Source organism: Lentilactobacillus sp., assembly GCF_040773105.1.
In the GTDB taxonomy this organism is placed as follows: Bacteria; Bacillota; Bacilli; order Lactobacillales; family Lactobacillaceae; genus Lentilactobacillus; species Lentilactobacillus parabuchneri.
This window is the reverse complement of record NZ_JAXGWW010000276.1, coordinates 1-2558: the sequence shown is the minus strand read 5'-3', so window position 1 is coordinate 2558 and position 2558 is coordinate 1. Positions and strand designations below refer to the sequence as shown.

Below are 2558 nucleotides of genomic sequence, written 5' to 3'. Positions count from 1 at the left end.
TAAGGTCGCTTTTTGAGGAACAAAGGACACTTGATTTCGCAGGTCTTTCATCGAAAGGTCGTTGATGTTATGACCATCCAACTCGATTTCACCTTTATCAACATCGTAGAAACGCGGAATCAAGCTGACCAGCGTCGTCTTTCCTGAACCGGTTCCCCCGATGATCGCAACCGTTTGGCCACTGCTGGCTTTAAAATCGATATCCGAAAGCGCCGGCATTTCTGCTTGGCGGTATCGATAGTCGACGTGGTCAAATGATAACGTATGTTGCTGAGCGTTGGGATCAATGGTAATGGGATGTTCTGCGGGCTTCATGGTTGATTTCAATGCAAAGACCGTCTGAATCCGCTTAGCAGAAGCTTGCGCCCGTGGAATAAAGACGAAAACCATCGAAAGCATCATGAAGCTCATCAGAATCTGCATGGCGTAACTCATGAACGCAATCAGGTTACCAACTTGCATCGACTGAGCACCAATTAATTTGGCACCAAACCAGACAATCGCGACGTTAGTACCACTCATAATCAGCGTCATCACTGGAAATGCCAAGGCGACAATCGTGTTAACCTTAATCGCATTGGCAGTGTAATCCTTGTTGGCATCCTCGAAGCGATCCTGTTCAAACTGGTCTTGACGAAATGCCCGAATAACCCGAACTCCGGTCAAGCCTTCACGGAAAATCCGGTTAATCTTATCGGTCTTTGTCTGCATTGCTCTAAACAATGGAACAGAAAAATACAGCAGCAGGCCGACAAAGATAATCATAATTGGCAAAACAACCAAGAAAATCATCGTCAATTGGTGATCCTTGGTGTAAGCCAAAAAGCTCGCACCGATCAGCATGATGGGTGCCATTAACATCATTCGCAGCATAATAATGGCAACGTTTTGAATCTGAACCACATCGTTGGTCGTCCGGGTGATTAATGATGACGTTTCAATTTGGTCATATTCATCCTTCGAAAAATTGATAACTTTGCGGTAAACGTCACTTCGCAAGTTTTGACCCAACTTTTGTGAAGTCCGGGCAGCGAGAAAGACGTTGCAGATTGCCGCCAATATACTTATCAGCGAGAAGCCGGCCATTTCAAAGCCGATCTTCCAGATATAGTTAATGTCTCCTTTGGCCACCCCATTATTAACAATGTCCGAGGTCAAGCTGGGAAGGTTCAAATTTGCAATAACTTGAACGATCATAAACAGCACTGCCCCAAGAACTGCCAGGTATGAGATCCGTCCTTTGGCAATTTTCAGCATTTTGCTACTCCTTCCAGGTTCGTTATTTTAATGATTCTTTTACATATATTTAGGTACCGAACTATATTACTGCTAGTCAATCTAAAATACAAGCATAATTTAGAAAAATAATATGCAAACAGATACTTCCTATTATGAACTTCTCGGCCGTGAGTTTCATCAATGTTAATCAAAAATTATGGTGACGGTAAGTTGATAAGAAACTAGAACTTGTTAGCGAATATTTTAGTTGTTTTAACAGACAATAAAAGGTCGAGCCATCAATAAATTACTGATGTCTCGACCTTTCATCCTTCGCTATCCAGATAATTTTATTTAATGGCCTTTTGATCCGTCTCGGGTCCAAACAGCCCAACGATGATTGCGGCGATAATCGCCATTGCAGCAATCATATAGTAGATAAATGATGTCGCAACTTGTGTGATCATAAAGGCAACGAAGATTGGCATTAAGCCATTTAATAGCTTGGAAATCCCATTAGCAATCCCGGCACCACGGAATCTGTGAGCCGTTTCAAATAACTCATTCGTGTAAATACTAACAACTGAAGCAACCAGAATGTATAACGTGATCGTCAGCAAGAAGCCGTTAATCAAAATACCTGCCGTACTGCGTTCGTATGCGTAGGCAATTCCCAAAATAGCTGTTGCGATAAACGCGGTAACAATTAGCTTCTTGCGGCCGGTTTTATCGACCAACAGAGCTCCGATTGCCGCCCCAATTGGAGCTCCGATCATCATAATAGCGGAAAAGCCAATCGAATCAACAATATTAATCCCTTGTTTCAAAAGTAACGTTGGCACCCAAGACGTGAATGTATACTGGCAAAGAAGCGTCGCGCTAACCGCGATAATTGCAATGAACAGACCTTTTCCGAAGCTGATATGACTAACGGGTTCGTCCGGATGAGTCATCTCATCCTTTTCGTATAGACCCCTAACGGTTAATTTCTTAATAATATCGTTTGCTTCCTCAGTCCGGCCCTTGGCAAGAAGCCAGCGAGGTGATTCAGGAAAATGACGACGGGCAAGCCAAAGCACTAAAGCAAGCGAACCCATTGTAATAAACATTGAACGCCAACCAAACCTTGGAATCATAAACGATGCGATCAATAAGGTAATCGGTGCACCCGTGTTCGCAACGATGGCGGTCATCCCTGACCAGTGTCCCCGTCGTTTGATAGGCGCAAACTCATTAACCACCGCATACCCGGTAACAATTTCTGCTCCCAAGCCGATGGCGGCAATAAATCTCAGTCCAATCAGAAGCGTCATACTTGGCGCAAACGCCGATAACAATGT

2 protein-coding genes are annotated in these 2558 nt (G+C 43.8%); both read right to left on the bottom strand.

The genetic code is table 11. The features are described from left to right. On the bottom strand, positions 1–1257 hold a 1257-nt coding region (locus AB3112_RS10630), incomplete at its 3' end, for an ABC transporter ATP-binding protein (RefSeq protein WP_367334469.1). Positions 1258–1568: 311 nt separating this feature from the next. Next, the coding region (locus tag AB3112_RS10625; protein WP_367334468.1) for an MFS transporter at positions 1569–2558 on the bottom strand (990 nt) is incomplete at its 5' end.